25 protein-coding genes are annotated in these 24913 nt (G+C 61.5%); 11 read left to right on the forward strand and 14 right to left on the reverse strand.

Annotated features, from left to right (window positions below; genetic code table 11):
- Window positions 1–12 precede the first annotated feature (12 nt).
- Both E5K02_RS05445 and E5K02_RS05450 read left to right on the forward strand, forming a co-directional pair.
- On the forward strand, window positions 13–1395 hold the full coding sequence (locus tag E5K02_RS05445; RefSeq protein ID WP_135392834.1) for a 4Fe-4S binding protein: 1383 nt from the start codon (window positions 13–15) through the stop codon (window positions 1393–1395).
- A gap of 10 nt (window positions 1396–1405) precedes the next feature.
- On the forward strand, window positions 1406–2602 hold the full coding sequence (locus tag E5K02_RS05450) for a formylglycine-generating enzyme family protein (RefSeq protein ID WP_135392836.1): 1197 nt from the start codon (window positions 1406–1408) through the stop codon (window positions 2600–2602).
- A gap of 1 nt (window position 2603) precedes the next feature.
- Here E5K02_RS05450 and E5K02_RS05455 read toward each other — a convergent pair whose 3' ends face one another.
- The 4 genes from E5K02_RS05455 to E5K02_RS05470 form a co-directional block, all read right to left on the reverse strand.
- On the reverse strand, window positions 2604–3593 hold the full coding sequence (locus E5K02_RS05455; protein WP_135392838.1) for an alpha/beta fold hydrolase: 990 nt from the start codon (window positions 3591–3593) through the stop codon (window positions 2604–2606).
- Window positions 3594–3677: 84 nt separating this feature from the next.
- The gene (locus E5K02_RS05460; RefSeq protein WP_135392840.1) at window positions 3678–4865 is read right to left on the reverse strand and encodes a tetratricopeptide repeat protein; all 1188 of its coding nucleotides are present in this window, start codon (window positions 4863–4865) and stop codon (window positions 3678–3680) included.
- A gap of 55 nt (window positions 4866–4920) precedes the next feature.
- Window positions 4921–5487, reverse strand: coding sequence for a hypothetical protein (locus E5K02_RS05465; protein ID WP_135392842.1), 567 nt, complete (start codon window positions 5485–5487; stop codon window positions 4921–4923).
- A gap of 24 nt (window positions 5488–5511) precedes the next feature.
- Window positions 5512–5970: a peroxiredoxin gene (locus E5K02_RS05470; protein ID WP_135392844.1), complete on the reverse strand. Its 459-nt coding sequence runs from the start codon at window positions 5968–5970 to the stop codon at window positions 5512–5514.
- 191 nt (window positions 5971–6161) lie between these two features.
- Between E5K02_RS05470 and E5K02_RS05475 the strand changes: the two genes are divergently transcribed.
- Genes E5K02_RS05475 through E5K02_RS05485 form a run of 3 tightly spaced genes read left to right on the forward strand, consistent with a single transcriptional unit; the run spans window position 6162 to window position 9736 of the window.
- Window positions 6162–6872 carry a glycosyltransferase family 2 protein gene (locus E5K02_RS05475; protein ID WP_135392846.1) on the forward strand — a complete coding sequence of 237 codons (711 nt, stop codon included), beginning with the start codon at window positions 6162–6164 and terminating at the stop codon, window positions 6870–6872.
- 48 nt (window positions 6873–6920) lie between these two features.
- Window positions 6921–8381 (forward strand): cellulose synthase family protein, encoded by a 1461-nt coding sequence (locus tag E5K02_RS05480; protein ID WP_135392848.1) that lies wholly within the window; start codon window positions 6921–6923, stop codon window positions 8379–8381.
- Window positions 8378–9736, forward strand: coding sequence for a hypothetical protein (locus tag E5K02_RS05485; protein WP_135392850.1), 1359 nt, complete (start codon window positions 8378–8380; stop codon window positions 9734–9736). The genes E5K02_RS05480 and E5K02_RS05485 overlap by 4 nt, the downstream gene beginning before the upstream one ends.
- 51 nt (window positions 9737–9787) lie before the next feature.
- Here E5K02_RS05485 and E5K02_RS05490 read toward each other — a convergent pair whose 3' ends face one another.
- The 5 genes from E5K02_RS05490 to E5K02_RS05510 form a co-directional block, all read right to left on the reverse strand.
- Complete coding sequence (locus tag E5K02_RS05490; RefSeq protein WP_135392852.1) at window positions 9788–10303, reverse strand: rhodanese-like domain-containing protein; 516 nt, start codon at window positions 10301–10303, stop codon at window positions 9788–9790.
- Between the two features lie 73 nt (window positions 10304–10376).
- Window positions 10377–10715 carry an arsenosugar biosynthesis-associated peroxidase-like protein gene (locus E5K02_RS05495; protein ID WP_135392854.1) on the reverse strand — a complete coding sequence of 113 codons (339 nt, stop codon included), beginning with the start codon at window positions 10713–10715 and terminating at the stop codon, window positions 10377–10379.
- 95 nt (window positions 10716–10810) lie between these two features.
- Complete coding sequence (locus tag E5K02_RS05500) at window positions 10811–11350, reverse strand: heme NO-binding domain-containing protein (protein ID WP_135392855.1); 540 nt, start codon at window positions 11348–11350, stop codon at window positions 10811–10813.
- Window positions 11351–11496: 146 nt separating this feature from the next.
- A complete protein-coding gene (locus E5K02_RS05505; protein ID WP_135392856.1) occupies window positions 11497–12357 on the reverse strand; it encodes an anti-sigma factor in 861 nt (286 codons plus the stop codon).
- A 2-nt stretch (window positions 12358–12359) separates the two neighbouring features.
- The gene (locus tag E5K02_RS05510) at window positions 12360–12917 is read right to left on the reverse strand and encodes an RNA polymerase sigma factor (RefSeq protein WP_240737159.1); all 558 of its coding nucleotides are present in this window, start codon (window positions 12915–12917) and stop codon (window positions 12360–12362) included.
- Between the two features lie 235 nt (window positions 12918–13152).
- On the opposite strand from E5K02_RS05510, the gene E5K02_RS05515 reads away from it, so the two are divergent.
- Window positions 13153–14550 carry an NAD-dependent succinate-semialdehyde dehydrogenase gene (locus E5K02_RS05515; RefSeq protein ID WP_135392857.1) on the forward strand — a complete coding sequence of 466 codons (1398 nt, stop codon included), beginning with the start codon at window positions 13153–13155 and terminating at the stop codon, window positions 14548–14550.
- Window positions 14551–14582: 32 nt separating this feature from the next.
- Here E5K02_RS05515 and E5K02_RS05520 read toward each other — a convergent pair whose 3' ends face one another.
- The 3 genes from E5K02_RS05520 to E5K02_RS05530 form a co-directional block, all read right to left on the reverse strand.
- Window positions 14583–15350, reverse strand: a complete 768-nt coding sequence (locus tag E5K02_RS05520; RefSeq protein ID WP_135392858.1) for a YdcF family protein — start codon at window positions 15348–15350, stop codon at window positions 14583–14585.
- A 107-nt stretch (window positions 15351–15457) separates the two neighbouring features.
- Window positions 15458–15814, reverse strand: a complete 357-nt coding sequence (locus E5K02_RS05525) for a thioredoxin domain-containing protein (protein ID WP_135392859.1) — start codon at window positions 15812–15814, stop codon at window positions 15458–15460.
- A gap of 123 nt (window positions 15815–15937) precedes the next feature.
- On the reverse strand, window positions 15938–17722 hold the full coding sequence (locus E5K02_RS05530; protein ID WP_135392860.1) for a DUF885 domain-containing protein: 1785 nt from the start codon (window positions 17720–17722) through the stop codon (window positions 15938–15940).
- A gap of 286 nt (window positions 17723–18008) precedes the next feature.
- On the opposite strand from E5K02_RS05530, the gene E5K02_RS05535 reads away from it, so the two are divergent.
- The 4 genes from E5K02_RS05535 (at window position 18009) to E5K02_RS05550 (ending at window position 21399) form a co-directional block, all read left to right on the forward strand.
- The gene (locus tag E5K02_RS05535) at window positions 18009–18596 is read left to right on the forward strand and encodes a helix-turn-helix domain-containing protein (protein WP_135392861.1); all 588 of its coding nucleotides are present in this window, start codon (window positions 18009–18011) and stop codon (window positions 18594–18596) included.
- Between the two features lie 35 nt (window positions 18597–18631).
- A complete protein-coding gene (locus E5K02_RS05540; RefSeq protein ID WP_135392862.1) occupies window positions 18632–20074 on the forward strand; it encodes a DNA/RNA non-specific endonuclease in 1443 nt (480 codons plus the stop codon).
- Window positions 20075–20160: 86 nt separating this feature from the next.
- Window positions 20161–20646, forward strand: coding sequence for a hypothetical protein (locus E5K02_RS05545; protein WP_135392863.1), 486 nt, complete (start codon window positions 20161–20163; stop codon window positions 20644–20646).
- Window positions 20647–20838: 192 nt separating this feature from the next.
- The gene (locus E5K02_RS05550) at window positions 20839–21399 is read left to right on the forward strand and encodes a cupin domain-containing protein (protein WP_135392864.1); all 561 of its coding nucleotides are present in this window, start codon (window positions 20839–20841) and stop codon (window positions 21397–21399) included.
- 19 nt (window positions 21400–21418) lie between these two features.
- Here the strand turns inward: E5K02_RS05550 and E5K02_RS05555 are convergent, their stop codons facing one another.
- Together E5K02_RS05555 and E5K02_RS05560 are read right to left on the reverse strand one after the other, a co-directional pair.
- Window positions 21419–22420: a glycoside hydrolase family 43 protein gene (locus E5K02_RS05555; RefSeq protein WP_135392866.1), complete on the reverse strand. Its 1002-nt coding sequence runs from the start codon at window positions 22418–22420 to the stop codon at window positions 21419–21421.
- A 93-nt stretch (window positions 22421–22513) separates the two neighbouring features.
- Complete coding sequence (locus E5K02_RS05560) at window positions 22514–23359, reverse strand: phytanoyl-CoA dioxygenase family protein (RefSeq protein ID WP_135392868.1); 846 nt, start codon at window positions 23357–23359, stop codon at window positions 22514–22516.
- A gap of 592 nt (window positions 23360–23951) precedes the next feature.
- Between E5K02_RS05560 and E5K02_RS05565 the strand changes: the two genes are divergently transcribed.
- Window positions 23952–24836: a sugar phosphate isomerase/epimerase family protein gene (locus E5K02_RS05565; protein WP_135392870.1), complete on the forward strand. Its 885-nt coding sequence runs from the start codon at window positions 23952–23954 to the stop codon at window positions 24834–24836.
- Window positions 24837–24913 lie beyond the last annotated feature (77 nt).

Raw genomic sequence — 24913 nt, forward strand, 5'->3', positions numbered from 1 at the left:
CTTTTCTTTCGCATGTCTTCCTCTTCTGCTGCGGGCCTGGCACTGGCCCAGCCGCCCTTACCCGACGTCTCGGCCGCCGAAAAAACGACGCTGACCGTTATCGGCCTGGGTTTTCTGGCCCTACTGGTCGCCGCCTTCGATGCCGATGCCGACCGGGCCCGCCTGAGCCTGTATGCCGGGCTGGCCCTGAGCAGCGGGGCCGTGCTGGTATGGTCGTGGCTTACGTTTGGCCGTAAGCCCGCCGGCGTGCAGCACAACAACCTCTGGCTGCGCAGCAGCACCAGCCGCGGGGCCGTGGCCTGGGTGGCGGCCGTGGTGCTGACGGGCTTCTACGTGCTGCTCTACTGGTACAGCTCGCCCGACGACCAGGGCAACTTTGGCTTGCTCAACGGCTTGGTGCACACCCTCGACCCCTTCAGCCAGGCCCTGCGCCAGCGCCCGGCCGACCAGTGGTTTCTCTACGGCACCTTCTACACGCTGGCCATCCTGCTCATGGGCGGCCGGGCGCTGTGGAAATACCGCCACTCGCGCTACCAAGTCATCCGGACCTGTTCGGTGATGTTCTTTCAGCTGGGCTTTGCGTTTCTGCTGCCCGGCATCCTGCAATTTTTCCAGCAGCCCGAGTTCTATTTCACCTACTTCTGGCCCCTGAAGTACGACTACCTGCTGCCCGGCACCGTCGACTACCTGGTGCAGAACGGGCAGGCGCTGGGCGTATTTATGGTGTTCTGGGGCGCGGTTATGTCGTTTCTGGCCACGCCGGTGCTCACCTACTTTTACGGCAAGCGCTGGTACTGCTCGTGGGTGTGCGGCTGCGGCGGCCTGGCCGAAACCGCCGGCGACCCCTACCGCCATCTGTCGGACAAAAGCCGGCAGGCCTGGCGCTGGGAAGTGCGCATCATCTACCCCATTCTGGGCCTTATCATCCTCGTGACGGTGCTGATGTGGCTAAACCACGTCTGGCAGGGTGCTATTTTGGGGCCCGCCGCCGATGGGCTCTACCGCTTCTATGGCTTTGTTATCGGCGCCGTATTTTCGGGCGTGGTGGGCGTGGGCTTCTACCCGCTCCTGGGCAACCGGGTATGGTGCCGCTTCGGCTGCCCCATGGCGGCCTACCTGGGCCTGTTGCAAAAGCACTTTTCCCGCTTCCGCATCACCACCAACGGCGGGCAGTGCATTAGCTGCGGCAACTGCTCCAACGTCTGCGAAATGGGTATTGATGTCAAGCAATATGCCCAGCGGGGAGAGCCAATTATCCGGGCTTCCTGCGTAGGTTGCGGCATGTGCAGCACGGCCTGCCCCCGGGGTGTACTCAACCTGGAAAACGGGCCGCGTGAGGGACGCTACCAAGGCTCACCATTCATTCACGCAGACAGCCTGCGGATACTATCTTAATTTTACCACCATGCGAAGCTCCGGTTGCAGTCGGTTGTTTCTGCTGATTATGGTTAGTGGGCTCACCGCCTGCCAGGCCACCTTTATCCGCTATCAGTTTCCGGCTCCTTCCCGCGGCGGGGTGCCCACCAGCGCACGGCCCGGTACGCAGAGCGCCCAAACCGGGGTGCCGCTGCAGTTCTGGACCGAGGCCCAGGTGCAGCAGGCCCTGGCCGACGGGGAGGAAGTTGCCGCCCGCCCCGCAGCGCCCGCCCCGGCTTACGAAGGCTTCTCCGATGCCCGCGTCATTGGGTTGCGCTTTGCGGCCGACACGGCCACGGTGGCTTTGGCCCGGTTGCGGGCCCTGCCCCCGCCCAGCCTGAAAATTCAGCAGGCCGAAAACGAAGGCGTGATTCCGCCCGGCGTGGTCTGGATCGGGGACCGGTTTCAGATGGATGAGGTGGAAGTACCCAACGTGGAGTGGCAAACCTTTCTGCACAGCCTGGCCCAAACCAAGTCGGCGGTGGAAGTCAGGCTCTACCTGCCCGACTCGACCGTGCAGCCCGTGCGGGGCTACTTCACCAACCCCTTCTACCGTCTTTACCCGGTTGTCGGCATTTCCTACGAGCAGGTGCTGGAATACTGCCGCTGGCGCAGCCGCAGCGTTACCAAGCAGTTGAACCACGACCGGGGCGTGCGTAGCCCCCGCGACCCGAACTACGTGCGCGTGACCTACCGCCTGCCCACCGAAGCCGAGTGGGAATTTGCGGCCAACTACGGCACCAAGCTGCCCTACGGCTACGAGGTGTCGACGGCGGAGGTCGGGGTGAACCCCAAGGCGGCCGGCTACCTGCGCCAACGCTCGGGCTCGACCAACTCCGTCAGCCAGATCCGGCGCGACATTCAGGCGTTTAACCGCCAACGCTCGGCAATTGTGATGTTTAACTGCCGCCGGGAAGCCCCTTATTTTCTGGCGGCCTCCACCCCGAGCTACGTCTACGATTTGCCCGTCAACGGCCTGGGGCTCTACCACATGACCGGCAACGTAGCCGAACTGGTGCAGGAACAGGGTGTTACCAAGGGGGGCAGCTACCAGGACCGGCTTTCGGAGTGCGCCACCAAGGAGTGCGGCTCCTACCAGGGCCCGGCGGCCCACATCGGCTTCCGGGCCGTCTGCGACCTGGAGTTTCCCAATCAGGCGCCGCTGGCCACCTCGCGCAAACCGTAGGTTATTGTATAAAGCCCAGAAGCGCATCCCGAAACTTTCCGAAAGCTTCGAGGTGGGGAATGTGCCCTACTTGCGCCAACGCTACTAGCTTGGCTCCTTTGATCTGGGCCGCCGTGCGCCGCCCCAGCGCCGGATACTGCCCCATGGCGGCCAGCACGTTGGGGTCTTTGATCAGGCCCTTGCCCACTACGGTGCGGTCGGACTGCCCGATGATGAGCAGCGTGGGGGCCTGCACCCGGCTGAACTCATACACAACCGGCTGCTGGTAAATCATGTCGAAGGTCAGGGCGTTGGCGCGGGCCACCTTGGCAAAATCCGGGCTCTTGGTTTGGGCCGCCAGCGGCAGCAGCCATTCGTCGTGGGCTTTGGGGTAGCCGTTGGGATAATACGTGGCGTGGTACTTCCGGATGCTTTCCTCCGTGCTTTTACGCTCGGTGGCCTCGGCCTGGTCTATTCTCTGAAAGGGCACCCCTACGCGGTAGTCTTCCAGGCCAATGGGGTTTTCGAGCACCACCTTTTCCGTGGCTTCAGGATAGAGCAGGGCAAAGCGGGTAGCCAGCATGCCTCCCATGCTATGGCCCACAACTACTGCCTTCTGCACGCCCAGCGTATCGAGCAGGCGGCGGGTGTTCTGGGCCAGTTGATGAAACGAGTAGTGAATATCGGGCTTGTCGGACTTGCCAAAGCCAATCTGGTCGGGCACTACCACGCGGAAGCCGGCCGCCGTCAGCGCCTTCACCGTTTCGCGCCAGTAGGCCCCAAAGAAGTTTTTGCCGTGCAGCAGCACCACAGTGCGGCCGTTGGCTCTGGCCGTAGCCGGCACATCCATGTAGGCCATGCGCAAGGCCTGGCCTTCCAGTTTAAGCGGCAGGTACTTCACCGGGAAAGGATACTCGTAGCCATCCAGCGTGGCATTGAGAACGGAGGGTTGGGCCGCGCCCGGGCGCGTGAGCAGCAGGGTCAGCAGTAGAACAACGAGGAGACGAAACATGCGCAAACAAGTCAGGGAGTGGCTCATGATTACGCAGAAGTCGGCACCGGGGCTGCACTTACCCGATTGCCAAGCCGCTAGGCACTATTGATTCGAGACTTGTTTGTCGAGGTGGGCCTGCAGCTGCCCCCGGTAGTCGGCCAGCAAATCGGTAGCGGGGTTCAGCTCCCAGGCGCGGTCGAATTGCTGCCGGGCTTGGTCCAGCTCTCCACGCTGCAGGTGGTAGATGCCCAGGTTGCGGTAGGCATACGAGTTGGCATCATCCAGGCGCAGCGAATACCGGATGTGGCCCAGGCCCTCGTCGGTTTCGCCCAGCATCAGCAGGGCCAGCCCCAGGTTGGCATGCGAATAGGCAAAGCCCGGATTCAGCTCCAGGGCCCGCCGAAAATCGGGCACCGCCTCGGCGTACTGCCCGGCCCGGTTACGGGTGTAGCCCCGGTTGTTGAAGGCATACGAGTTGGTGGGGTCCAGCTCCAGCGCCTGCTCGAAGCAGGCCAGGGCTGCCGCCAACTCCCCGAAGTGGGCCCGGATCAGGCCTTCATTCACCAAGTCATGGGTAATGGGCGAGCAGCAGCTGCGGTATTGGTCGAGCACCTGTCGGGCCTGCGCGTAGTCATCGAGCTGAATCAGGGCCGACACAACCATGCGAATGGTGTTTTCCTGGTACGACCGGGCGGTCAGGTAAGGCATCAGAGCCGGCGCCGCGGCGGCAAAGTTGCCGGATTGGTACTCGGCCACGGCCAGCATGTAGGCCCGCGGCAGCAGGCGGTAATACCACATCAGGCGCAGCTGAGCCCCGTCGTTGTAGGTGACCGAGCCGCCGGCCGTAGGCAGCGGCTTAGGGTCGTTGAGCAAATTTACCAGCAACGATACGCCCGCCCCGACAACCAGGGCCACACTCCACAGCCGGACCAGGTCGTTGGTGGCAGTGTGAAACACCACCCACACCAGCCCGACAGCGCACCCCCAGGGCAGCAGCGGTCCGGCCAGCAGCATCAGTATAGCCCGGTAGCCATGCAGCGCCTCGCGAAACTGGCACAGGCCCCGGCTCCACTGCAGCGGGTTGCGGAAGATGTAGAGCCGCGAGTGAGGGCCCAGGGGCAGCTTGAAGCTGCCGGCCGCGTCGCCGTAGGAGCCCACAAACACCTGCACCGGTCCGCCGCCCAGCAGCCGCCCCGCCCCGGCGTGGCCCAGCTCGTGCAGAAACGCCACGGCCGGCCCGCTGAGCAGCAACAGAAGAATAAGCGTAGGAAGCAGTAGGCCAAGCGTCATAGGGGGCTCAAGTTACGCCCGCAGCCCGGCAGCATACAACTACCCCGTTACGGTCCTACTGGTCGGGCTTGTCCAAAGCCCCGGGCTGCTTGCGCAGCAGCTCAATGGTGCGCGTGTCCTCGTTGCTCCAGATAACGCTGCGGATACTGTCCACATCCATCACGCTGTGCCCATCGGCCTCCCCAAACTGGGTGTAGACTTCCAGCAGCAGCTCGTCTTCGGTCAGGCGGGCTACGTAGCCGTAGAAGTTGGTATCGGAATGGGTTTCGAGCTGTAGCAGCTGGCGGGTCTGCTGGGCTCGTTCCAGCAAGGCCGGAATGGTCAGGTACTCGTCGCTCATGCCCTCGGGCACCGCGGGCAGGGAATACACCACTTCGGGGTTGTGTTCCTTGAATTCAATCAGGCGCACGTACCGGTCGTCGAAGTGCACTTGGGTGATGGTGTGCATGCTAATGGTTTGCACGCCCGTGGGCAGGCCCTGGCGCGTGAGGGTGCGCAGCAGCAGCAACTCCGGGTTGTGGCTCAGCACGTAGCCCAGAAACATTGGCCCGCTGGTTTGCACGGCTACTACCCGGCGGCCGCGCTGGGCCCGCTGCAGCATATCGGTCAATAAAGCTCCCATACTCTACTTAGTGGTAGTCTCGACCTATTTCTCCAGCCCTTGCAGCACTTCCTTGGCGGTACTGACGTGGTCGGTGGCCCGGTTCAGGGAGTTGAAGATGTACTGAATAACCCCGTTTTTGTCGATGACAAAGGTGACGCGGCCGGGAATGATGCCCAGCAATGCCCGGGGTACTTCGTAGAGCTTCCGGACCCGCCCGCCCACGTCGGCCAGCAGCGGAAACGGCAAGCGGTGCTTCTGGGTGAACTTTTGGTGCGAGGCTTCCGAATCGGAGCTGACGCCGACTACTTCAGCGCCCAGATCCTGGAAATCCTCGTACTGGTCACGGAAAGAACAGGCCTCCGCCGTGCAGCCGGGGGTATCGTCTTTGGGGTAGAAATACAACACGATGCTGCGCCGACCTTTCTGGTCGTAGAGCCGGAACGTCTCGCCGGTAGTCGTTTTTAACGTGAAATCGGGGGCTTGGTCACCAACCTGAAGCATGCAGTACTAGAATAAGAGAGGACAAATATAGCCCGAAACCTATTCGGCATGCCGAAGGTTTGAGCTCAACCGTGCTCTTAAACGGATAACCGCAGCAATGGTGCATCTTTGCACCTGGTTTCGGGACTTTATCAGCCAGCTCCCTCCTTTTTCCTCCCATCGTCGTGCTGCTGGCGGCCTCTTTCTTGCCCATGTCCGATTTGCCCGCCGCGCCGCGCATTCACGTTATCATCCCGGCCTTCAACGAAGAAAAGTCTATTGCCCACGTGCTGGCCGAAATTCCGGCGGGCTTGGTTGCGGAGGTGATAGTGGTGGATAATAACTCACGCGACTCTACCGGAGCGGTAGCCCGGGCGGCGGGGGCTACGGTGCTGCGCGAAGACCGGCCCGGCTACGGCCACGCCTGCCTGTGCGGCATGGCCTACAGCTTTGCCAAGCCCGCCGCCGAGCAGGCCCAGTTCATCGTCTTTCTCGACGGCGACCATTCCGACTACCCCGAGGAAATGCCGGCGTTGCTGGCGCCTTTGCTCCGGGGCGAGGCCGATATGGTCATCGGCTCCCGGGCGTTGGGCCAGCGGGAAAGCGGCTCGATGATGCCCCAGCAGATTTTTGGCAACTGGCTGGCCACTACCCTGCTGCGCCGCCTCTACGGGGTACATTACACCGACCTGGGCCCGTTCCGCGCCATTCGGACCGAGGCCCTGCAAAAACTACGGATGGCCGATACCACGTATGGGTGGACGGTAGAAATGCAGCTCAAGGCCGCCAAGGCGGGGCTGCGCACCCAGGAAGTGCCCGTGCGCTACCGCCGCCGCATCGGGGTTTCGAAGGTTTCGGGCACGGTAAAAGGCACTCTGGGCGCCGGCTACAAGATTTTGTGGACGATTTTTAAGTATTTGTAGTCCGCCTGCCCCCGTCGTCTTGATCTGTCCTTTGCCCGCTTGTTTGCAATGAAAGAACTGGAAATTCTGCTTCTGGTTCTCTACGGCCTGTGTCTGGTCTTTGTACTGGGCTTCAGCCTTACCCAGTTTCACCTCACCCGCCTGGCCCGGCGCGCCTACCGCCGCCCGGCCACTTCGCCCCCGCCGGCGCCCGAGCAGTGGCCCCGCGTCACGGTACAGCTGCCTATCTACAATGAGTTGTTCGTGGTGGAGCGCATCATCGGGGCCGCCGCGGCCCTCGACTACCCGGCTGACCGGCTCCACATTCAGGTGCTCGACGACTCGACCGATGAAACCGTGGCCGTAGCCGCTGCCGCCGTGGCCCGCTGCCGGGCCCGGGGCCTGCGCGTCGACCACGTGCGCCGCCCCAGCCGGCTGGGCTACAAGGCCGGAGCCCTAGCCCACGGCCTGCACGAAACCGACGGGGAGTTCATTGCCATCTTCGACGCCGACTTTGTGCCCCCGCCCGACTTTCTGCGCCGCACCCTGCCGTACTTTACCGGCCCGGAAATTGGCGTGGTGCAAACGCGCTGGACCCACCTCAACGAAAACGATTCCCTGCTTACCCAGTTGCAGGCCTTTGGCTTGAATGCCCACTTTCTCATCGAGCAGGTGGGCCGCAACCTGGGCGGGCATTTCATCAACTTTAACGGTACCGGCGGGGTGTGGCGCCGCCAGTGTATTGCGGGCTCCGGCGGCTGGCAGGCCGATACGCTCACCGAAGATCTGGACCTGAGCTACCGGGCCCAGCTGCACGGCTGGCAGTTTGTGTATTTGCCCCAGGTGCAGGCCCCGGCCGAGCTGCCCGCCGCCCTCGACGCGCTGAAGTCTCAACAGTTTCGCTGGACCAAGGGCGCAGCCGAAACGGCTCGTAAGCACCTGGGCCAGGTGCTGCGCTCGGGCCAGAAAACCAGCACCAAGCTCCACGCCACCTTTCACTTGCTCAACAGTACCGTGTTCGTGGCTATTCTACTTATGGCCCTGCTCAGCGTACCGCTGGTATTCATCCGCGAGTACGTAGCCGAGTTCAAACCCGTATTTCGGCTGGCCTCGGTGTGTATTCTGGGCTTTTTGCCACTGATCTACTATTTCTACACCGCCTGGCGGCTCAACGCCCCGCAGGCCAGCACCTGGCAGTTTGTGCCCCGCTTCGCGCTGTTTCTGGCCGTGTCGATGGGCCTTTCCCTGCACAACAGCCGGGCCGTGTTGGCCGGCTTAGCCCGCCGGCCCACGGCCTTTATCCGGACCCCCAAAATGGGCCTGATGCAGCCCCTGACGGCCCGTTACCGCAGCAGCAGCGTCAGCGGCCTGACCGTGCTGGAAGGCCTGCTCACCCTGTATTTTCTATTCGGGCTGGGCACCGGCTTTTACTTTCGCAACTACGGCCTGCTTCCCTTTCACGGCTTGCTCACGGTAGGCTTCGGAACAATATTCTACTACTCGCTCCGGCATAACCGCACGGCCCTATGAGACGGCGGGTTACGGCGGGCCAGCTGACGGTAGCGCTGCTGAGCCTGGGCGCCTACGCGGTCCTGGCCTATGCCACGCCCCGGGCCCACTTCGGCCAGCTCCTGGGGCTGTATTCCCTGGCGTTTGGTGCCTACTTCTGGTTGTTGTGGCGCCCCTTGCCCTTGGGCACGGGCCTGCTCGTAGCGCTGGTCGCCCGCCTGCTGTGGCTGCCCGCTACGCCCGCCTTATCCGACGACTATTACCGGTTTCGCTGGGACGGGGCCCTGGTTGCCAATGGCCAAAATCCGTACCGGCACCGCCCCGATGAGCTGGTACCGGTTTCTGACGTGGCCACTGAACCCAGCCCCCTGGCGGCCTTGTCGAGTAAGGAGGCGCGGCAGTTGTATACTCGGCTGAATTCGCCGCACTACTATTCTGTGTATCCGCCCGTGAGCCAGGCGCTGTTTGGTCTGGGCCACAGCTTGTTCCCAACCACCAAACCGGGTTTTCTGCTGGTGCTCCGGCTGTACATTCTGGCGGCCGAAACGGTTACCGCGCTGCTGCTGCTGGCGCTGCTGCGGCAATTTGGATTGCCCGCGCAACGGGCTCTGGATTACCTGCTCAATCCGCTCGTCATCGTGGAACTGAGCGGCAACCTGCACTTCGAAGCCCTGGTGATTTGCGGAGTACTGGCCGCTCTTTGGCTGCTTGCGCGCGGCCGCCTGGTGCTATCGGCCGGTGTCCTGGCCGGGGCCATAGGCGCCAAGCTGCTGCCCTTGCTGGTCTTGCCCTTGCTACTTCGCCGCCTGGGCTGGAGACGGTTTCTGCGCTACACTGCCCTGTGCTTGGCAGCAGTGCTGGCGCTTTTTTTACCGTTTCTGTCTGCCGACCTGCTGCAGAACCTGAGCCACAGCCTGGATCTGTACTTTCATAAGTTCGAGTTTAATGCCAGCCTCTATTATCTGCTTCGCCTGATCGGTTACTGGTACACGGGCTACAACCAGATTGCCCGCCTAGGCACGTTGCTGGGCTTGGCAGTGGTAGTGTGGGTGCTCGGCCTGATTTGGCTTGAAAAACGCCCCACACTAGCCTCCTTGCCCCAAACCCTGCTGCTCACGCTGACCGGCTACTTTGCCCTGGCCACCACGGTGCACCCCTGGTATATTACCTCACTGGTGGCAATGAGCGTGTTTTCGCGCTACCGCTATGCCCTGGTATGGTCGGCCCTGATTCCGCTATCCTATGCGGCGTATCAAACCAAGACCTACACCGAAAACCTCGGGCTGGTTGGTTTAGAATACGGTGTCGTGGCCGCCGTACTGTTGTGGGAATACTTCCGCTTAAAAGGCTCAGTTCAGCACTCGGATACGAAGTAAAATAAGCTGCAGGGACAGAATACCCGGCTTATGTGGCCTAATGGCACTTCTTTACTCGTACACCTTGGTACCCCGCCGCAGCCACGGACTCCACAAAGCGGAATACGGGTGCACATTGCTGGTGACGCCCTGGGCATTATACACCGGCAGCCCTTCGTTTACCCACTGAAAAATACCACCATACAGGTTCCGCACCTGGGTAAAGCCCAGGGCTTTTAACTGCTCCCCGACCCGCTCACTGCGGTAGCCCACCGAGCAATACACCACTATTTTCTGGTCGCGGGGCAACTCGCTGAATGAGGCTTTATCGTAGTGGTCAAAGTCTACAAACCGGGCTCCCTGCAAGTGACTCACCTTGTATTCGGCCGGGGTACGCGTGTCCAGTACCACAATGGTACCGGGCTGTTTCTGCAGCTCCTGGGCCAGGACGGCGGGCCGCACGGTAGGCACGGTACCTTTATAGAGCGTCCGCAGCAGCTGCGTATAAGCCGGGTTGTCACCCGACTGCGCGCTGCTCCCGCAGGCCGCCGTGAGCAGGCTCAGCACGCTGCAGGCAAGTCGTTTCATATTCGTAGTTCGTAAGGAAAAAACCCGGTGAGCCACAGTGTATGGGCGGCCCACCGGGTTTCTAATTCCTTGCTTACATGGATAATTCCTTGGCCTTGTTCATCATCTGCACGCCATGAACCAGGGCGGCCCCGCCTTTGATGGCCGCGGCCACGTGCACGGCTTCCATCATCTGAGCTTCGTCGGCGCCTTTCTGCAGCGAATCGGAAGTGTAGGCATCAATGCAATACGGGCACTGCACCGCGTGGGCCACAGCCAGGGCTATAAGCGACTTTTCCCGCTCGGTCAGAGCGCCTTCCTTGAAAACCTCGCCGTAGTACTCGAAGAACTTACGGCCCAGTTCAGGCTGCCACTCCGAGATGTTACCAAATTTGGCCAGGTCGCCGGGATTGTAATAGGTTGACTTTTCCATAAGGGAAGCGAAATACGGGGCTTACCAGCCCAGAGTGGAAGAAAAATGAGCAGTCTTGGGACTCACGAGTCCAACTTCAACAAGGCATCGAAGGGCTACCGCTGCCGAACCCGAATTACGACTTTTTCCTCGTGTTCATTGGACAGAGGCGTGACCTCAATTTCGTCGGTTTCATCAAAGTAAGCGGCCAGCCCGCGGATGATACCCACGGCCAGGGCTCCCATGCGCCGCTCCGACTCATACTCGACCTTTAATTCCTTTTCTGCCACACGGGTCACGTGCAGAATGGGCGGGCGGGTGCCGGGGGCATCGCGCCGCACGGCCCCGTGCATCGCGTCTTCGGTGTGCTCTATCATGTCGAGCGTGCCCCAGCCGGGCTGCACGTAGCGCTTGTAGACCAGCATTAGGTCGGGCACCAGAAACTCGCCGAATTTTTCCTGTAACTGCTCGGCCGGGATGCCGGTCATTTCGGCCGCCTGCCCCACCAGGGCATAGATATGCGCATCCGGATATACCTCGTCCATGGCAAAATCGGCACTGTGCAGCCCCGAGAGCTCCACTAGCCGTAGCCAGGTGCTATGGTCGTACTGGGTTTGAACAAAACGTTTGAGCAGATTGAAAATGGAGCCGTGCACGAAAAAAAGAGAATGGTTATGGCAAAGCTACTCATACCCGTAGCTTCTACCGTTTAGTTGGCTATGCGAGAGGACTCCGAATAAGAAAAGCCCTGGAAAAAGCCCATAGCAGTGCTTTTTCCAGGGCTTTAACAACCTATGTTTTATTAAAACCGGCCGATTACGGTCATGGTTTCCATCGTGGGGTTTTCGCTGCCGCCTTCCGGCTCAACCGTCATGGCGAAGGCTTCGGCATTGGCCACATTTTTCATTAGCTGCAAACTGTCGCCGGCGGTTGTGGCGGCAGCCAGCATCCCGGCGTCCACCGGCTTGCCTTTGTCCATGGCCCAGAGCTGGTACTGCTTGCCCTGAGGCAGCGTAGGCAGGTTACGAACGTCCACGTACACGGCTTTGGTCGCCGTATTATACAATACGCGGGCCTTGGCCTGGGGCGCGGCCGGCGTACCGGCCAGCTCTACTGCCTTAAACTGCTCACTGCGCAGCACGGCCAGCTCCTGGGTTCGGGTCGAAAGCCGTTTTTCCACGGCCTGCATGGTCGAGGCTACCCGCGTCTGGTCGGCCTGCAAAGCCACCAGCTGCGTCTCGCTCTCCTTCCACCGATTGTACAAAATCAGGTTAGCGGCCGCGCTAAGCACCAGCAACGCCACCGAAGCCGCCATCATCCAATTAAAGCCGGATGGTGCAATTTCTTCCTGCGGGGCGGAGCTGATGGGCCGCACGACTGTTTCCGCCACTGGCGCTATCGGGAGTTCAGTTGCCGAAGTCGTAGCGCCTTGGTGAATAGCAGCCTGCCAGCCGGCCAGCACCCGTTCGCGCATACCGGCCGGAGGTTCTTGCGTATGAGCCTGGGCATACGAGTCCAAGCCGTGCTGGATGAGGTCCAGCTCCTGCCGAATTTCTGGATATTGGGCCGCCAGGCGCTCCACGTCGGCGCGCTGCGCCTCGTCGAGTACGCCCAGGGCGTATTCTTCCAAAATACCGGATTCGATGTATTCCTGAGTATTCACGGTTATCGAATCAGTTTTGCTAGTACTTTGATGGCCGCCCGGGCCCGGGTTTTCACCGTGCCGAGCGGAAGGTTGAGTTCTTCAGCCACTTCGCTTTGTGTAAATCCGCCAAAATAAAGCAGGTCAATGATTTGCTTTTGCTCCGGAGCAAGTTTGGTGGTCATTTCCTGCAGACCAATATGCTCAGGTCGGAACGTGGGAGTAGCGGCCTGGCGCAGCGCGGCACTTTCTTCAATGGGCTGCGTGCGACTACCTACGCGGTATTGTCGAGAGCGGATTTTGTCGATGGCTAAATTACGCGAAACATTTAGCACCCAGGTAAACAACCGGCCTTTGCTGGCATCGTAGGACTGAAACGAATGCCAGATTTTGACCAGACTTTCCTGCAGGACGTCTTCGGCAATTTCCTCTTTCTTGACAATGCGCAGGATGACGCCGTAGAGGGCCGATGAATACTTGTCGTAAAACAGCGTCATGGCCGACTCATCTCGGTCGCGTAGTCGCTGCACGAGCAGGTCCTCGGAAATAGATGTCGGTGATTCGGGAGTGGTGGGAGACACAGGCAACAGCTAGGAAGGGCCGGCAGCACGCTACTACGCGCCACTGATGAGACGAAAGTACACTTAAAACCTTATTTCGCAGTATACAGCCTCAGTTGGAGCTGCACACGGCGGCGTAGCCCGGGGGCTAAGGATGAGCTTCACGCAAAGCTACATTACGTGAACCCTATGTTCAGCCTAACAGTACGGTTACTTACTTGTTTTCGATAATTCTCCGCTCTTTTTTCCTTTTTTGATGGCTATTGAGTCTTTTAACCCTTACACCGGCAAAGTGCTCCGGCGCTTCCGGGCCTTTTCCTGGCCCAAAACCGAGCGTATTCTGGCCCAGGCCGCCCGCGCGGCGGTTTCGTGGCGGGACTCGACTTTTGCCGAACGAAGCCGCCTGATGCACCGCGCCGCCGACCTGCTGCGCCAGCGGCAGGAGGAACTGGCCCGCCTCATGGCCCTGGAAATGGGCAAGCCCGTAACCGACGGCCGGGCCGAAATCCAGAAGTGCGCCCTGACCTGCGACTACTACGCCGACCACGCCGAAGAATTCCTGCGCGACGAGGAAATCAAGACCGAGGCCCGCCGCAGCTTTATTGCCCACGAGCCCTTGGGCGTGGTGCTGGCCATTATGCCCTGGAACTTCCCGTTCTGGCAGGTTATCCGCTTCGCCGCCCCGGCCCTGATGGCCGGCAACGTGGGGCTCTTAAAGCACGCCTCCAACGTACCGCAGTGCGCCCTGGCCCTGGAAAGCGTCTTCCACGACGCGGGCTTCCCTCCCGCTACCTTCCGCACTTTGCTCATTGGCTCGGACCTGGTGGAAAAGCTGCTGCAGGACGACCGGGTGAAAGCCGCCACGCTGACGGGCAGTGAGCTGGCCGGCTCCCAGGTGGCGGCTACGGCCGGGGCCCAGATCAAGAAAACGGTACTCGAGCTGGGCGGCTCCGACCCGTTTATCGTGCTGGCCGACGCCGACCTGGAGCTGGCCGCCAAAACCGCGGCCCAAGCCCGCATGGTCAACTCGGGGCAGAGCTGCATTGCGGCCAAGCGCTTTATCGTGGAGAAGTCGGTGGTGAAGCCCTTTGTGAACCAGCTCAAAACCCACCTGCTGGCCTTGCGCACCGGCGACCCACTCGACGAAGCTACCCAGTACGGCCCCCTGGCCCGCCCCGACCTGGCCGACGAACTGACCAAGCAAGTCGAGGACTCGGTGCAAGCCGGGGCCCGGGTGGAGCTGTTTGGGGGCCAGAGCAAGCCCGGTACCGCCCTGTTCCGGCCCATGATCCTTGCCAACGTGAAGCCCGGGCAGCCCGCCTACTACGAGGAGCTGTTCGGGCCCGTGGCCCTCATTTTCGAAGCCCGCGACGAAGCCGATGCCGTGCGCCTAGCCAACGACTCGCGCTTCGGCCTGGGCGCCTCTATCTGGACCCGGGACCAGCAGCGGGGCGAAGCCCTGGCCCGCCGCATCGAGTCGGGAGCAGTGTTTGTGAATGCCATGGTCAAGTCGTCGCCGGAAATGCCCTTCGGTGGCGTTAAAAAGTCGGGCTACGGCCGGGAGCTGTCCTACCTGGGCATCCGCGAGTTTGTCAACCAAAAAAGCATTTGGGTAGCCGGCGAAGCGCCGGTAGCGAAGAAAAAAGTGGAATAGGCTTTTGTAAGGTGGGGAAGGTGCTGCCCAGCTTAACAATATCCCAGCAGCTTGTAAGTCAGGTAGCCGGTGATTTCGTGGACCAGGTGGCTCCAGCGGCCGAAGGCACTGGCATCGGGCAGCCAGTAGCTGATGGTGAGGCGTAGCGGGTTGGAAGAGCGGTAATCGGCAGGGAAAGGCGTAGGCCGGAAGCCCACCTTGGTGAAGCAGCCCAGGGCCCGGCGCTGGTGAAAGGCCGAGGTAACCAGCACGATGCTCTTAATATCGGGGTGGCGAGCCAGCAGGGCCTTGGTGTTCAGGGCATTTTCGCGGGTATTGCGGCTTTGCTCCTCCAGCAGGATACGCTGGCGCGGCACGCCCGCCAGCCGCAGCAGGGTGGCCAGGTCGTGGGCTTCGGTATGGGCGACCTGCCGCACCGACCCCGACCCGCCGCTGACAATGATATACTTGATGCGCCCGGCCCGGTAGAGCCACAGGGCGTTGGTAAGCCGGTCGGCCCCCTCGCCCAGATATACCCGGTCGTGGGGCGACTTGGCCGTTTGGGTAATACCGCTCAGCAGTACCCCCGCGTCGTGGGGAGCCACGCTGCTTAGGCGTACGGCGGGCATTTCCCAGGCCAGGTAGGCCTCGTTGGCTAAGCCGGCATTGGTACCAATAAAGGCCAGCCCCAGGGCGGCCAGCAGAAAGCCGCGCTGGCGCCGGGGGTGCCGGCGGCTGAGCAAGGCGGCAGCCAGCAGGGCCAGCAGCCACACGGCGGGCTGCAGCACAAACGGCAGAATTTTGGAGGCAAGAAAAAACACGGCGGCGAAACTAGGGCAAATTACCGGACAACTGCCCCTACCAAGGAAGAAACCAGCGCAGAAAACAGGTGGCGCGGCCCCTGTGCCCGGCTCTACCCGCGGCCGGACTAGTTGTTTTGAGGCAAAAACTCGCGCAGCCGCTCCAGCATACCATGCACCTCGGCTTCGGTGGTGAGCGTGTCGCACTCCAGTACCTTGCCCTGGCAGTAGCTGACAAAGAACGGAGCTACTTTCTGCTGCATCAGCTTCTTGGCCACGGGGCTTTCCTCCGAGGCCAGGCGCAGAAACAAGATAGTTTCGTAGGGCTTGTCGTCGGCAAATTTGCTGAAAGGCGGCGCCAGCTGCTCACAGACGGCGCAGTTGTCTGAGGTAAACTTGGCAAACACCTTCATATGGTCGTGGGTGTAGCGGCGCAGACCTTCGTCGTTGGTATCATAGATGCGCTGGCGGTCGGCTTCTTGCATAAGGGGCAGTAGTTGGGCTAGATGGGTAGTACGGGGGCGGGCAAGGTCAGCACGCAGACAACAAAAGCCGCCCCGGAAATTCCAACCGGGGCGGCTTGGCAGCTGAATTCTGGTGCTACCCGCTTACGATTTCTGGAGCATCATGTTCCGGATGTAGCGCACCGGGGCACTGCCGTAGCTTAAGAACTGCTCATTGAAAGCCTTCAAGTCAAACCGGCTGCCCTGCTGCTGCCTGAGCTCCTGGCGCAGGTCGTAGATTTCGGTGTAGCCTGTGAAATAGCTCGCCAGCTGCACCTGGCTCAGCGTCGCGCGCCGCCATTTGTTGGTCGCCTCCGACTGCTCCTGGAACCCGTCGCGGGTGAGCAGGGCCACGATGCTGGCTTCGGAGGCATTGTTGACCTGGATTTCGTGGTCGATAATGGCGTTCAGGGTCACGCGCATGTTCCACTTGTCCCACATCAGCCACATTTCGTCGCTGTTGCCGCCGTAGCCGCTTTCCAGCATCAGGCGCTCGGCGTACACGGCCCAGCCCTCAATCATGGCCCCGTTGCCGAAGATGGACTTAATGAGCGAGGGCGAGCGGTTGGCGTACACCAGCTGGGTGTAGTGCCCGGGAATAGCCTCGTGAATATTGAGAATCTGCAGGGTGTACTCGTTGTACTCGCGCAGGTAGCTCTGGGCCTGCTCGGCGGGCTGCCCATCCAGGGGCTCCACGTTATAGTAGGTGTCGGCGGCCTTGTCGTAGGGGCCCGGGGCCGATACCGAGGCGCCGGCCCCACTACCGCGCATGTAGGGCGGGGTTTCGCGCACCACCAGCGGCTTGGTCGGGTCCTGGGTCAGCAGCTTCTGGTCGTTGACAAACTTGACCAAGGTCGGAATCTGGGCTTTCACCGCGGCCACAAACCCGGCCTGGGTGGCGTGGTTCTGGGAAAGTCGGCTGATAACCTGCTGCACCGCGGCCAACGAATCGGCAGGCTGGGACTGGCCGGCAAAGTACTTGGGCCAGAGCCGGGCGGCCCGCTTTTTCATATCGCGCAGCAGCTCCTGCTTGTGCTGCTGGGCCTTTTGGTAGACCTGGTCGGCCGAGTAGCTGCTTTGAATGTCGTAGTAAAACTTTCGGTCGTAGAGGGTCTTACCCAGGCGGAAGCTGCGGAATTGGCCGGCCGGCAGCACCTCTTCCCGCAGGAAGCGGATGTAGTTTTCCATCACCAGCCGGGTAGTGGCTATCCGGTCGCGGAAGTCCTTCTTCTCCCGTTCCGACAGGCCCGAGCGGTTAATAGAGTCGAGCAGGGCCGGCCCAAAAACGCCCAGAGCGCCCTGGTTCTGCCGAATGGCCAGCTCGGTATGCTCCCGCGTGGGCTTTTGAATATTGTCTTCGGCGGCGGCGTAATAGTCGGCCGCCCGCGAAATCTTGAGCGAGATACTGCGCAGGCGACGGTCCAGGGGCTGGTAGCGGCCGTTCAGAATTTCGGCTACCGACGAGCCCAGGTTGTAGCCCGCCGGGTTCCACTGCCACTCCCGCAGCGTGTCGGCATAAAAGCGGGAGCTGTTCAGGTAGTTCTCAATCAGGCGAAAATCGGTCTGGTTGTTTACCGACAGCTCCCCGACCGGGAAGGTGCCGAGCTGCTTGCGCACCCGGGCCTGCTCCTTGGCTTCGACCTGCCGGTGGGCCGCGTTGGGCACTACCAGCAGGGAATCGTAGCGGTGGTAGCCCTGCCCGCTGGCCCACTCGGGGTTGTAGTACCAGAGCGAATCAATGAACTGGGTTTTGAACCGCTCGAAGTTGGCATCGGCGGTAGGCGTTTCGGCCGAGCCGGCGTGCTGACCCGAGTCGCAGCTGCCCAGCCACAGGGCCGCGGCGCAGCCAGCCGCCAGAAAAAGCAATTTGGGAGTAGAGGTTGGGGTCATGTATACTTGTGGGGAAGAACCGGGCAGCAAGGTAGGCCACAATGACCCGATTTGCTGCGCCCCGTTGCCGCGCAATCACACTAAGCGGGTAGCAAAGGTTATTGTCACATTTGATAAGCAATTATTAAAACTTGTGACATATAGTGTCACATAAGTTAGAGTCACAATCCGGAATGTGACAGGCAAGTTTGTGACGTGGTGTGTCACAAATCCGGCATTATTCCCGTATGCTGTGACAAGCCGGTATTTGACTCCGGCAGTTAGTATGTGTCGGATAATGAAGCATATGGCCAACCTATCAAGCGAGGGAAATTTGCGGCAATTGCTGGGGCTGACGCAGCTGGAGCTGGCCGAGCATTTGCGCATTTCACGCGACCTGCTGGCTCAGGTCGAAATTAACCGCCGCCACTTGCCCACCCCGGCCCTGATTCGGCTGGCCCCGATGCTCACGCTGCTGCACTCGGCGGGCGGTGGGGTGAGCACTGCCCCGCCCCTGGCCGACGTAGAAACCAACCCGCAGCACCCAGATGCGGCGCCGGGCCTGGAGGACGTGCGTCAGCGCCTGCGCCAGTGCCAGCACGAAGCCGACACCGCCCGCTACCAACTGGAAAAGCTCCGGCAGCAGGCCCTGCCCTTTCGCCGTCGCATCGTGGTGCTGACGCCCCTGCTGGCGGCCCTGCCCCCACCGCCCCCCGAGGGCAGCCCCGACCCCGACGCCCGGGACCGGCGCTGGTACACCGACTTGCTGGCCGATGCCCGCTGGAAGCTCACCCGCTTTGGGGCCGTGCCCCAAGCCCAACTCGACGCCCGAATTCAGGCCCTGGACTTGGAAATTGCGGCCTTACAACGGCTGTTGCCGCCGGGCAACAGCTAGTCGGCTGCCTGGGCTAGATCTACTACCTTCGCGCTATGTCTCGCCTCCTGTATCTTCTGCCCGCGGCCCTGCTGGCCTGCTCCCAGTCATCTCCCGAAACCACCCGCACGGCCCTGCCGGAGGGCCCCCCGGCTATTCCGGTGGAAACAGCTGGCCCGGCCCAGGCGGTGGGCCGCGGCCTGACAGAAACGTTTGAAGCAGGCAGCAAGGGCGCCTACTCCACGGCCGATGAAACCCTGGAAACCGGCTCCTGGCACTTCGAAGATGCCCTGATTGGCTCAGCCGACGAAGACCATAAGAGCGGGCAGCACGCGGCCCGCCTGCGCAACCAGGGCCGGCTGCGCATGAACTTCGATGCCCCGGCCGGGGTGCGCAGCATCCGCATCAGTGCCGCCGCCTACGGCTCGGATGCGGCCAGCACCTGGGAGCTGTGGGGCAGCGTGGACGGGGGCCGAACGTTTCGCCGCATCGGGCAGCCGGTTACTACGCAGGGGCCGCGGTTGGCCGTGAATACCTTTAGTGGGGGCACTACCTCGCGCCTGCGGCTGGAAATCCGCAAAACGAGCGGCAGCGGCCGGCTCAATATTGACGATATCCGCCTGGAAACGACGGGCGGCCTCGTGGCCGGCAACCCGGCTTCCCCGGCTTCTTCGAGTAGCCGGCCGGCGCCGAGCGGCACCTCCCTGCCGCCCGCTATCACCCGCCAGGCTACGGCCGTGGTTACCAGTCAGGACGACCACCTGGCCCTGGGCAACCCCAGCGGGGCCGGCACCAGCAGCCTGAACAACTACCTGCTCACCAAGCCCCAGTTTGCCGTGGGCTACCATGCCGGCCGGGGCATACCGACCTGGGTGAGCTGGCACCTGAACCGGGCCTGGATGGGCGAGGCCCCGCGTCAGGACGACTTCCGGCCCGACCCGGCCCTGCCCCGGGGCATGTACGCCGTGACGCCGCGCAGCTACTCGGGCTCGGGCTTCGACAAGGGCCATAACTGCCCCTCGGCCGACCGCACCGCCACGCTGGACGACAACTCGGCCACGTTTCTGATGACCAACATGATTCCGCAGGCGCCCAACAACAACCAGCGCACCTGGAGCAGCCTCGAGGAGTGGGGCCGCCAGCAGGTAAGCCGGGGCCAGGAAATCTACGTCATCATGGGCAGCTACGGCAAGGGCGGCACCGGGGCCAAGGGCTTTATGACCACCCTGGACGGCGGCCGGGTGACCGTACCGGCCCGGGTTTGGAAGGTGCTGGTGATTCTGCCCGAAGGCTCGGATGATTTGGCCCGCATTCCTACCCAAGCCCGCGTTCTGGCCGTGGATACCCCCAACGACAACAGCGTCGGCGCCGACTGGAGCCAGTACCGCGTGTCCGTTGACGCCATCGAAAACGCCACGGGCCTGGATCTGCTCAGCAGGCTGCCCGTGGATGTGCAGGCCCGGCTGGAAGCACAAGTGGACCAAGGGCCGACGCGGTAAGGAGGCCTGCTTAATTTACACCCATGAAAAGTTTCTGGCCATCCACTGCGACCAACCTACTAGGTTGTCTGGTATAGCTTAGCTGTATGAAAAATCTGTTATTGTCCGGGCTTGTTGCCTTTACCTTGGCTTCCTGCGGCTCCGATGCCAATAATCAGGGAACCAGCCCATTTGTTGATTCAAAAAACCTCCAACCGAGTCCGGTAAGGCACGATTCGCTCACAGCAGCTCAAGTTGAGAAAATCACGAAAATCCAGGCCACTTTCGAGGAAGTTTACCCTGTCAGCTTAGAAGAAACACTCACTGATTTTAAGCGGGACCAGCATCCTGACCGAGAAATTGCTGTCTGGCTTTCGATGGCCGAAGCATACGAAAAGTACCTCGCCAACCAGCACCGGCCACTCCACCTCGCAGCCAAGAAGGAAGTGTATTCGTTGCTTTTGATGCGGTCCATGATGCCTACTGAGAAAGTACTAGCCGATGCAAGCCTGAAGGTTCTATCCAGGCAGGAGGCCCAGGCTGTTCTGGCACTCTATTCCACGGTAGACCAACCTATTACCGTCACCCAATAACACAACGCGCTTTTTGGAAGTCTGGGACGCTACAGGAATCGGTCGGCAAGGGGGCCACTAGTACCAAGCAGGCAACGACGGCAGCTGCAGAATCGTGTTTCCACTTCGCACTGCCAGCTCTCCATACACCTTATAATTACTATATTTAAGAAAGCCTGCCGCTATTGGCTTCACCTCTAACCCTATATGGCTATGCAGCGCCGCACTTTCGTCCGCACCACGCTGGCCGTCCTGCCCCTTGCGGCCTCCTTCCCCACCCCGCGCTGGGCCGACCGGGGCCCGAAAGGATTTAAAATAAACGCCGGGGAAGGCCGGTACCATGGACACATGGTGCTCAAAGGCGTGAACCACAACCTGCTCGACGTGAAAATATCGGGCAAGGACACCAACGGCGACCTGGCTATTTTCGAGCAAACCAGCCTCTCGCCGGGGCGCGGTACGCCCCTGCACGTGCACCCCAATCAGGACGAAGTGTTTACGGTGCTTGATGGGGAATACGCCTTTCTGGTCGGCGACGACAAGTACCGCCTCATTACCGGCGACTCTATCTTTCTACCCCGGCAAGTACCCCACGCCTGGACCCAGGTGAGTACCCGGGGCAAGATGCTGGTGACCCTGCAGCCGGCCGGTAAGCTGGAGGATTTTTTCGTGGCCATGGCCGCCCTCAAAACCGAGCCCACCGCGCAGCAGGTAACCGAGCTTTTTGCCGCCTGCGACATGAAAGTGGTAGGTCCGCCGCTGAAGCTTGACTGACACGCTGTTTGACCGGGAGCTAGAGCGGCTCGCCAAAGTGAGGGGAGCCGTCTTCGTGCCAGGTGAAAGGCTTGTAGCGAATCTGGCGGGCCCAGCCGGCCTGGCTGCGGCGGGCAGCGTGGTAGATGATGTAGTCCTGGCCCCCGAGTTCCACGAAGGAAGCGTGGCCGGGACCGAAGATGGTACTGGTTTTGGCAAACACCGACCGGGGCTCCTTGCGCCAGGCGGCGGGCTCGAGCGGGTCGCCGCCGAGGTAGGTGAGCTGGCCCAGGCAGTAGTCGTCGGTCCAGCTGCCCGAGGCCGAGTAGATAATGAAGGTGCGGCCCTGGCGCTGCAGCACCTGCGGGCCTTCGTTCACGTGGGGGTAGCCCCGCTGTTCCCAGTCGTGCTCGGGCCGCGAGATGCAGACCCTATCGGAGCTGATGGTCCAGGGGTTGCTGAGGCGGGCTATGTAAATATTCTGGCTCACGTTGGTAAAGCTCTCCCACCCCGACCAGAGAAAGTAGAGTTGCCCGTCGTCGAGGTGGAGCACGGTCCCGTCGATGGCCCAACGGTCGGTGGGCACTTCCAGCTTGCCTTTGAATTCATAGGCGCCCTGCGGGTCGGCGGAAACACCTTGCAGGGCATAGAGCCGCTCCTGACCGAGTTGGGCATTGTAGAGCGCAAAATACACGTACCACTGCCCGTCGATGAATTGCAGCTCGGGCGCCCAGATTTCCACAAACTCCGGCGTGGCGCCCTGCAAGCCGGGCCACACCTCCACCAGCTCGGCCGCGGCCATATCCTGCAGGCGGGAAAACCGAGCCACCAGAATTTTGCGCTTGAGCCTATCGACGGTGCAGTAGTAGAGCTGGTCTTCGTGGCTGATTACCCAGGGGTCTTCCCCGTCGGGCACCAGCACGTGGGTTTGGTCGGCGCTGGGCGGCTGGGCCCGGGCGGCCCGGGTCAGCTCGTTGATTTCGGCCACCGTCATGGGGGCCAGCTGGGCCTGCTGGTAAATATGGTCGTCGGGCAAGGGCATGGGCGAGTAGGAAGTATAGCTAAAGCTAGTCTGGTTCCCCTCCTTGGCTAAGATAAACCAGACTAGCTTTCAGCTTTTTGAACTTTGCACTGACTAGGCCTCGCCCATCATTAGGCCTTCAATAGTGTGGGCCTGCACGATGGGCTCGAGCCGGTCGACGACGCGGCAGGTCAGGTGCTGCTTGAGGCTTTCGGGCAGGGCCGCGTAGTAGGCCCGGGTAAACTGCAGGTCGTGGCGCTCGGCATTGCGGGCCGTGGGCGCATCCACGCCCAGCACCAGGGCCGGCCGGGGCGTATCGGAGTGGTTGGCCGTGCCGCGGTGAATGGTCAGGGCCGAGCGGGCGGAGATGTCGCCCATCTGGGGCATTTTGCGCTGGGCCCGGGCCTCGTAACGGGGGCTGTTGCTTTTGGGCGGAAACATGCCGTGCTCGAAGCCAGTGGGTAAATCCCACTGGGTGCCGGGCGCAATTTCGAAGGGTCCCATGTTCTCGAGCACGTCCACCGTGGTCAGGTTGAAGGCCAACGAGTTGAGCCGGCGCCCGATGATGGTGTCGTCGTCGGCGGGAAAGTCGCGGTGCCAGGGCTGGTTCATGGCCCCGGGGTTGGGCACGTCGAAGCCGATTTCCACGATTTTGTAGTCGGGCCCCAGCACGGCTTCACACACGGTCGTCACCCAGGGGTGGGTGGCCAGCTCCACGAAGCCGCGGATGCCTTCGGGATGAATTTCGACGTAGTGCCGCTTGGGCCCCCGGCCCAGGGCCCCGCCGGGTCGCTGCAGAGCTTCCTGGTAGAGCCCGGCAATATCCTCGCCCAGCTGCCGGGCCCATTCGCGGCTGAAGGCCCCTTTCAGGCCAATGATACCGTCGCCGTAGAGGCCGCCCATAATCTGGGCAATGTCGTAGGTGGCCGTCACGGGGTTGTTTACTTCCACTGTTTCCATGCTGCGCTGCGGTTAGAGGGTTGGGGGCGGTAAGCTCAAGAGTAGCCCTGGAAGACCCGCCGGTTGCTATTCCCTAACGCTTTTGCGCCGGGTTTGGTGACAAAGACCTAGTTCAGAACTTTGTTCAAGCCTCGCTGGCTGCTTGGCGCAGAGCCGGCTTCAGGTGTGCTACGCCGTCCGACACAGCCTTTGAACTGGCAACTCCCCGCATTTAAGTGCCGACAAGGCAGGGCTGGGCGCATGTTTTTTATCTGCTTGTCCCGAACAGCCGAGTGCCCAACAATTGCGGCAGGAGGAACTCTAGCTACCCTTCTGCTTGTGCAGTAAGTGTATTGAGTTGTCGCCAGAAGCCAACAAGCCGGTTTTTATACCTTTCAAAAGCTTGCTTTCTCCGATTTAGGAGGAATAAATTAGGGCACAGTACGTCTCTTTTTGGGCGCTTCTTCTCTGCCGAAGCCCGAATACGAAACGTCTGGCAAGAATTCTTACGGCTTCTACACAACCGATTATTCTGCTCCGGGCCGCTTCAGCGGCGGTCATGAGCATAGTCGGAGCTAGTCTTCTCCCCTGCCCTTCTCTACCCTTTCTAACTATGACCACCCGCCGCGCCTTCGTAAAATCCGCCGCCCTGCTATCGGCCGGAGCCTTCATTTCCCCCGCCCTGCTGGCCGCGCCCAAGCAGTACATCGGCCTGCAGCTCTACACCGTGCGCGAGGCCATGCAGCAAGACCCGGCCGGCACGCTGGCACGCATTGCCAAGCTGGGCTACACCGCCGTGGAAGGCGCCACGTATACCGGCAGCCAGAAGTTTTACGGGATGGAGCCAGCCGCCTTTGCCAAGCTCCTCAAGCAGAACGGCTTGATTATGCCCAGCAGCCACTACCGCCTGGGCGAGGAGCCGGAAAAGGGCCAGCCGGTGCAAGGCACCATGCTGCACGGCTGGGACAAGGCCGTGGACGATGCCGCCAAGGCCGGCGTGAAATACATGGTGTGCGCCTACCTTTCGGAGGCCGAGCGTGGTGGCCTCGACCACTATAAGTACGTAGCCGAGCAGCTCAACAAAGCCGGGGAGCGGAGCAAAAAGGCGGGCATTCAACTCTGCTACCACAACCACGACTTCGAATTCGCGGCCCAGAACGGGCAGCTGCCCTACGACCTGCTGCTCAGCAGCACCGACCCTAAACTAGTGCAGATGGAGCTGGATTTGTACTGGGCCACCAAGGCCGGCCACGACCCGGTGGCCTTGTTCACCAAGCACCCCGGCCGCTTCCCGCTCTGGCACGTGAAGGACATGGACAACACCCCCAAGCAGAACTTCACCGAAGTCGGCAGCGGCACCATCGACTTCAAGCGCATCTTCGCCCAGGCCAATAAAGCCGGTCTGAAGTACTTCTTCGTCGAGCAGGACCAGACGCCCGGCTCCCCCTTCGACAGCATCCAGAAGAGCATCACCCACATCAAGCGCACCCTGGTGTAGTTGGTAGTTGGTTTATAGTTTTTGGTTTTTGGCTTTCGTGTAACCCACTTACCAAAAACCATAAGCCACCCACCAAA

The organism is Hymenobacter metallicola (genome assembly GCF_004745645.1).
GTDB classification, from domain to species: Bacteria; Bacteroidota; Bacteroidia; order Cytophagales; family Hymenobacteraceae; genus Hymenobacter; species Hymenobacter metallicola.